Here is a 7663-nt window from a genome sequence, read left to right as displayed (position 1 = left end):
CCCGCCGTCCGCACCCTCGCGGACCAGGGCCACCAGGTCTTCATCGAGGTCTCCCCGCACCCGGTCCTCACCGGCGCCATCACGGACACGCTGGAAGAGGTCGCCGAAGTCGGCACTGTGCCGGGCGCGGTGTGTGGAACCCTGCGCAGGGACGACGACAGCACGGCCCGGATCGTGACCTCGCTGGCCGAGGCATGGACCCACGGCGCGCCCGTCGACTGGACGAAGGTGCTGCCCGCAGCGGAGTGCGTCGAGCTGCCGACCTACGCCTTCCAGCACGAGCGCTACTGGCCGAAGGCGGTAGCGGCCTCCGGCGGCGACGCGTCCTCGCTGGGCCTGGGCTCCCTGGCCCACCCGCTGCTCAGCGCGGCGGTGGAGCTGGCCGATGGCGCCGGAGTCGTGTGCACCGGCCGTCTGTCCGTGCGGACGCACCCGTGGCTGGCCGATCACCGCGTCGGCGGTGTGACCCTGCTGCCGGGCACCGGGTTCGTGGAACTGGCTGTTCAGGCGGGCGACTTGGTGGGCTGCGGGGTGCTGGAGGAACTCACCCTTCAGGCGCCGCTCGTCGTACCGGACTCCGGCGCGGGTGTTCAGGTGCAGGTGGCGGTGGGTTCCGAGGAGGCCGGCGGACGCCGGTCCGTGGAGGTGTACTCGCGGACCGACGGCGCCGGGGAGACGTGGGTCCGGCACGCGACCGGCGCGCTCGCGCCGGCCGGGCGGGCCGTGGACGCCGGTGACGAGTTCGCCGTCTGGCCGCCGCACGGGGCGAGCACGGTGGACGTCGGCGGCATGTACGAGGCGTTGGCGGCGGCGTCGTACGAGTACGGCCCGGTGTTCCAGGGGCTGAAGGCGGTATGGCGGCGCGACGGCGAGGTGTACGCCGAAGTCGCGCTGGCACAGGACGAGGCTTCGCAGGCCACCGCCTTCGGCCTGCACCCGGCGCTGCTCGACGCGGTGCTCCAGGCGGGCGCGCTGGCCGAGGCGCCCGGGGGTGCCGCGCAGGACGACGCGGGCGAGGTGCGGCTGCCGTTCGCGTGGACCGGCGTGGAACTGCACGCCACCGGCGCGTCCGTCCTGCGGGCGCGGATCCGCCGGGACGCGCAGGGCAGCCTGTCGTTCACGGCCGTGGACGTCGCCGGTGCCCCGGTGGTCTCCGTGGCCTCGCTGATCACCCGCGCGGTGACGGCCGGGCAGCTCCGCTCGGCCGGTACGGAATCCGGGCTGGCGGACGCACTGTTCGCGATGGACTGGGTCCCCGTCCCCGAGGCACCCGCCGTCCCGGTGGGGGAGTGGGCGCTGATCGGCGCCGACAGCTTCGGCCTGGTCGAGGCGCTGGCCGGCACCGGCGTTCAGGTGCGGCCCTTCGCCGACCTGGCCGAGCTGGAGGCGGCGGAGTCCGCTCCCGGCGTGGTGCTGGCCTGCGTCGGCACCGGGCAGCCGACCGGTGCCGACGCGGCGCGGGAGGCCACCGGCGAGGCACTGACGTTGGTGCAGGACTGGCTCGGCGACGAGCGGTTCGAGGAAGCCCGGCTCGTCGTGGTCACCCAGGGTGCCGTCGCCGCGTCCGCAGCCGAGGGCGTCGTCGACCTCGCGGCAGCGGCGGCCCGTGGCCTGCTGCGTTCCGCGCAGTCGGAGAACCCGGGCCGGATCGTGCTGGCCGACCTGTCGACCGACGGCGCCGACGACCGGTCCGCCGCGCTGCTGCCGTCCGTTCTGGACAGCGGCGAGCCCGAACTCGCCCTGCGCGACGCGGTCGCGTACGGCAGACGTCTGACCCGCCCGTCCGGCGACCTTGTGGCGCCCGAGGGCGCGTGGCGGCTGACGCCGGACGAGACCGGCTCGCTGGAGGGGCTGCGGCTGGCGGCTGCGGAGGACGTGGCCGGCCCGCTGCCGGACGGCTGGGTGCGGATCGCGGTGCGGGCGGCCGGCCTGAACTTCAAGGACGTGCTGATCAGCCTGGGCATGTACCCGGGCGGCGGAGTGCTGGGCACTGAGGTCGCCGGTGTCGTGACCGAGACCGGGCCCGGAGTCACCGCCCTCGCGGTCGGCGACCGGGTTATGGGCGTGGCGGCAGGCGGGTTCGGCCCGCTGGCCGTCACCGACGCCCGACAGGTGGTGCGCATCCCGGACGGCTGGTCCTTCACGGACGCGGCCTCCGTCCCGGTCGCCTTCATGACGGCCTGGTATGCGCTGGTCGAGCTGGCGGGTGTCCGTGCAGGTCAGCGGGTGCTGATCCACGCGGGCGCCGGTGGCGTGGGCATGGCCGCCGTGCGGATCGCGCGGCACCTGGGCGCGGAGGTGTTCGCGACGGCGAGCCCGGCGAAGTGGCCGGTGCTGGAGCGGATGGGTCTGGACGCCGAGCACATCGCGTCGTCGCGTGACGCGGGCTTCGAAGCCCGGTTCCTCAAGGCGACCGGGGGTGTGGACGTGGTCGTCAACTCGCTGGCCGGTGAGCTGATCGACGCGTCACTGCGGCTGCTGCCGCGCGGCGGGGCGTTCGTCGAGATGGGCGCGACCGATCTGCGCGACGCGGACACCGTGGCGGCGGAACACCCCGGCGTCACGTACCGGCCGTTCAACCTGGCGGAAGCCGGGCCGGAAGGCATGGGCGCGATGCTGACCGAGATCAGCGCGCTGATGACCGAGGGCGCGCTGTCGATGCTGCCGGTGCGGGCGTGGGACGTGCGGCGGGCGCGGGAGGCGTTCCGGTTCATGTCGCAGGCCAAGCACACCGGCAAGCTGGTCCTGACGATCCCGAGCGCCCCGCACACGGGCGCCGCGACGGCCCTCGTCACCGGCGGCACCGGCACGCTCGGCGCGCTGGTGGCACGTCACCTGGTGGACACGGGCCGCGCCGACTCACTGGTACTGACCAGCCGTTCAGGAGCCAGCGCCCCGGGAGTGACCCAACTCGTCGTGCACCTGGCGGAGTCGGGTGCGTCCGTACGCGTGGTGGCCTGCGACGCGGCCGAGCGCGACGACCTGGCGAAGGTCCTGGCCGACATCCCGGCCGAGGCCCCGCTGCGCACCGTCATCCACACCGCCGGTGTCCTCGACGACGGCACGATCGGCTCGCTGACGGCGGACCGGGTGGCGTCGGTGATGCGGCCCAAGGCGGACGGCGCGTGGAACCTGCACGAGCTGACCCGCCACCTCGACCTCGACCACTTCGCCCTGTTCTCCTCCGGCTCCTCGGCGTTCTCCAGCCCCGGCCAGGGCAACTACGTGGCCGCCAACGCGTTCCTCGACGCCCTCGCCACCCGGCGCCGCGCCGACGGCCTGCCCGCCTCCTCGCTCGCCTGGGGCCTGTGGGCCGACACCAGCGCCCTGACCGGCCAGCTCTCCGAGGCCGAGCGCGCCCGCATGAACCGGGGCGGAGCCGTCGCACTGAGCGCCGAAGAGGGCCTCGCCCTGCTGGACGCGGCGCTCGCCCGCGACGAGGCCGTCCTCGTCCCCGCCCGCTGGGACATCGCCGGGATGCGCGCGCAGGCCGCCCGCAGCGCCGAAGTCCCGCCCCTGTGGCGGGCGCTGGTCGGCGCGGGCACCGGCCGGCGCACGGCCGCCTCCGGCAGCACCGGGGCCGGCGCGGACTCGCTGCGCCGCCAGCTGGCCGGGATGGCCGAACAGGACCGTCAGCGGCTGCTCATGGACCTGGTCCGCACGCACGCCGCCGCCGTCCTCGGACACGCCGCCGTCGACGCGATCGCGCCCACCCGGGCCTTCACCGACCTCGGCTTCGACTCGCTCACCGCCGTGGAGATGCGCAACCGCCTGACCGGCGCGACCGGGACGCGGCTCCCCGCCACCCTCGTCTTCGACTACCCCAACCCGATCGCGCTCGCCGCCCACCTGCGGGCCGAACTCGTCAGCGACGGAGCGCAGTTGGCCGCGCTCGCGCCGGTCCGCACGGCCACGGCGACCGACGACGAGCCGATCGCCATCGTCGGCATGGCCTGCCGCTTCCCCGGCGACGCCGACGACCCCGACGCCTTCTGGCAGTTGCTCGCCTCCGGCAAGGACGCGATCAGCAGCTTCCCGGACGACCGGGGCTGGGGCGAGGGGCTCTACGACCCCGACCCCGACAACGAAGGCACCGTCTACACCAACGCCGGTGGATTCGTCTCGGACGCCCGTGGCTTCGACGCCGACTTCTTCGGCATCAGCCCGCGCGAGGCCCTCGCGATGGACCCGCAGCAGCGGCTGCTTCTTGAGGTCTCCTGGGAGGCGCTGGAGCGGGCCGGCATCGACCCGGCGACACTGCGCGGCAGCCAGTCCGGAGTCTTCGTCGGCGGCTTCGCCTCCAGCTACGGGCTGGGCGTCGCGGCGGGCTCCGAGGGACACGCGACCACCGGCTTCGCCACCAGCGTGATGTCCGGCCGCGTCTCCTACACCCTCGGTCTGGAGGGCCCGGCGCTCACGGTGGACACCGCGTGCTCGTCCTCCCTGGCGGCGCTGCACCTGGCCGTCCAGGCGCTGCGCGGCGGCGAGTGCACGATGGCACTGGCCGGCGGGTCCACCGTCATCGCGAGCCCCGAAGGAATCATCGGCTTCTCCCGGCAGCGCGGCCTCGCCGAGGACGGCCGCTGCAAGGCGTTCTCCGCCCAGGCCGACGGCATGGGCTTCGCCGAGGGCGCCGGCATGCTGGTCGTGGAGCGGCTGTCCGACGCCCGCCGCAACGGCCACCCGGTCCTCGCCGTGGTGCGCGGCAGCGCGGTGAACCAGGACGGCGCCTCCAATGGCCTGACCGCCCCCAACGGCCCCTCCCAGCAGCGCGTCATCCGCGCCGCCCTGGCCGACGCGCGCCTGACACCCGCCGACGTGGACGTCGTCGAGGCCCACGGCACCGGCACGACGCTGGGCGACCCGATCGAGGCGCAGGCGCTGCTCGCGACCTACGGCCAGGACCGTCCGGAGGACCGTCCGTTGTGGCTGGGTTCGGTGAAGTCCAACATCGGCCACACGCAGGCCGCCGCCGGCGTGGCGGGGATCATGAAGCTCGTGCTGGCGCTCCAGCACGGCGAGTTGCCGCGCACCCTGCACGCCGACGAGGCGTCGCCGCACATCGACTGGACTGCGGGTGAGGTGTCCCTGCTGACCGAGCCGGTGGAGTGGCCGGCCGGCGAGCGGGTGCGCCGAGGAGGTGTGTCCTCGTTCGGGATCAGCGGGACCAATGCCCACATCATCATCGAGGAGGCGCCCGCCGCTGAGCCTGAGCCCGAGCCGACGACGGCCCCGGTGGCTCCCGTGGTGTCGGGTGCGAATGCGTGGCTGCTGTCGGCGCGTACCGCTGCCGGCCTCGCGGGCCAGGCGGACCGGTTGCATGAGTGGGTGACGGCCCGGCCCGAACTGGAACCGGCCGACGTGGCCTGGTCGTTGGCGACCTCGCGCTCGGTGTTCGAGCACCGGGCCGTGGTGCTGGGTGCGGAGGGGCTGGAGGCCCTGGCCGGGGGTGTGGCCAGTGGTGCTGTGGTCTCGGGGGTGGCGCGGTCCGATGCTCGGACGGTGTTCGTGTTCCCGGGTCAGGGTTCGCAGTGGCTGGGGATGGGCCGGGAACTGGCCGAGGTCAGCCCGGTGTTCGCGGCGCGGCTGGCGGAGTGTGAGGCGGCGCTGTCCGGGCTGGTGCCGTGGAGCCTGGGGGCTGTCCTGGCGGGTGCGGAAGGCGCCCCAGCTCTGGAGGCCGCTGACGTGGTCCAGCCCGTGCTGTGGGCGGTGATGGTGTCGCTCGCTGCGGTGTGGGAGGCGGCCGGTGTGGCACCGGACGCCGTCGTCGGCCACTCGCAGGGCGAGATAGCGGCGGCGACGGTCGCCGGGATGCTCTCGCTGGAGGACGGCGCGCGGGTGGTGGCGCTGAGGTCGCGGTCGTTGAAGGTGCTTGCGGGCGCGGGCGGCATGCTGTCTGTGGCCGCCTCCGCCTCACAGGTAGAAGGCCGGTTGGATGACCGGGTCGCGCTGGCTGCGGTCAACGGCCCGACGGCGGTGGTCGTTTCGGGCGAGCCGCAGGCTCTTGAGGAGCTGAAGGCACAGTTCGAGTCCGAAGGCATCCGGGCGCGCATGGTCGCGGTGGACTACGCGTCCCACGGCCCCCAGGTCGACCGTCTGGAAGCGGAGATCCGGGAGGTCCTCTCGGGCATAGCCCCGCGCCGGGGCAGGATGCCGATGCTCTCCTCCATGTCCGGCGAGACTCTGTCCGGCGAAGAGCTGAACGCGGGCTACTGGTACGACAGCCTCCGCAACACCGTCCACTTCGACCCCGCCGTCCGCACTCTCGCCGCTCAGGGCCACCAGCTCTTCATCGAGGTCTCCCCTCACCCGGTCCTGTTCGGCGCCATCACGGACACGCTGGAAGAGGTCGCCGAAGTCGGCACTGTGCCGGGCGCGGTGTGTGGAACCCTGCGCCGGGACGACGACAGCGCGGCCCGGATCGTGACCTCGCTGGCCGAGGCATGGACGCAGGGCGCGTACGTCGACTGGACGAAGGTCCTGCCCGCCGCAGCACGCGTCGAACTGCCGACCTACGCCTTCCAGCACGAGAGTTTCTGGCCGACGGCGGCGGTCTCCTCGGGCGGCGACGCGTCCTCCCTGGGCCTGGATCCCCTGGCCCACCCCCTGCTGGGCGCGACGGTGGAACTGGCCGATGGCGCCGGAATTGTGTGCACCGGACGTCTGTCGATACGGACGCACCCGTGGCTGGCCGACCACCGCGTCGGCGGCGTGATCCTGCTCCCGGGCACCGGCTTCGTGGAGTTGGCGGTCCAAGCCGGCGACCAGGTGGGCTGCGGTGTGCTGGAGGAGCTGACGCTCCAAGCGCCGCTCGTCGTACCGGAGTCCGGTGGGATCCAGGTCCAGGTCGTGGTGGCCTCGGCCGACGACGGACGCCGCTCGGTGGAGGTGTACTCGCGCACCGACGGCGCCGGGGAGTCGTGGGTCCAGCACGCCGAGGGTGTGCTCGCGCCGACCGGGCAAGCCGTGGGCGTCGGTGAGGAGTTCGCCGTCTGGCCGCCGAGCGGGGCGAGCGCGGTGGACATCAGCGGCATGTACGACGTGCCGGAGTCGTCGTACCAGTACGGCCCGGTGTTCCAAGGGCTGAAGGCGGTGTGGCGGCGCGACGGCGACGTCTTCGCCGAGGTCGCGCTGCCGGAGTCGGTGGCGCAGGAGGCCGGTGCCTTCGTCCTGCACCCGGCGCTGCTAGACGCCGTGCTCCAGGCCAGCGGCCTGATCGAGGCGCCCGGAGCCGACGAGGTGCGGCTACCGTTCGCGTGGACCGGCGTGGAGCTGTACGCGGCGGGCGCGACGGTCCTGCGGGCGCGGATCCGCCGGGATGCGCAGAGCAGCCTGACCCTGGCCGCCGTGGACGCGGCCGGTGCCCCGGTGGTCTCGGTGGCCTCGCTGATCACCCGCGCGGTGACGGCGGATCAGCTGAAGGCGGCTGAAGCCGATCCGACGGACTCGCTGTTCGCCGTCGAATGGGCCCCGCTCGCCCTGAGCGCCGCCCCGGCGGGGGAGTGGGCGCTGATCGGCGCCGACCGCTTCGGCCTGGTCGAGGCGCTGGCCGCCACCGGCGTGCAGGTACGGCCCTTCGCCGACCTGGCCGAGGCGGCGGAGTCCGCCCCCGGCGTGGTGCTGGCCTGCGCCGGGGAGCCCGACGCGGCCGACGGCGACGCCG

The 7663-nt window shown here is 74.2% G+C and carries 1 protein-coding gene; it reads left to right on the top strand.

What is annotated here, in order from left to right; all coding sequences use genetic code 11:
- On the top strand, positions 1–7663 hold a 7663-nt coding region (locus ACWCV3_RS28365), incomplete at both ends, for an SDR family NAD(P)-dependent oxidoreductase (RefSeq protein ID WP_451230036.1).

Source organism: Streptomyces sp. NPDC001781 (assembly GCF_053596035.1).
Note: the sequence above shows the minus strand (reverse complement) of the source record. Positions and strands in the feature narration are given on the sequence as shown.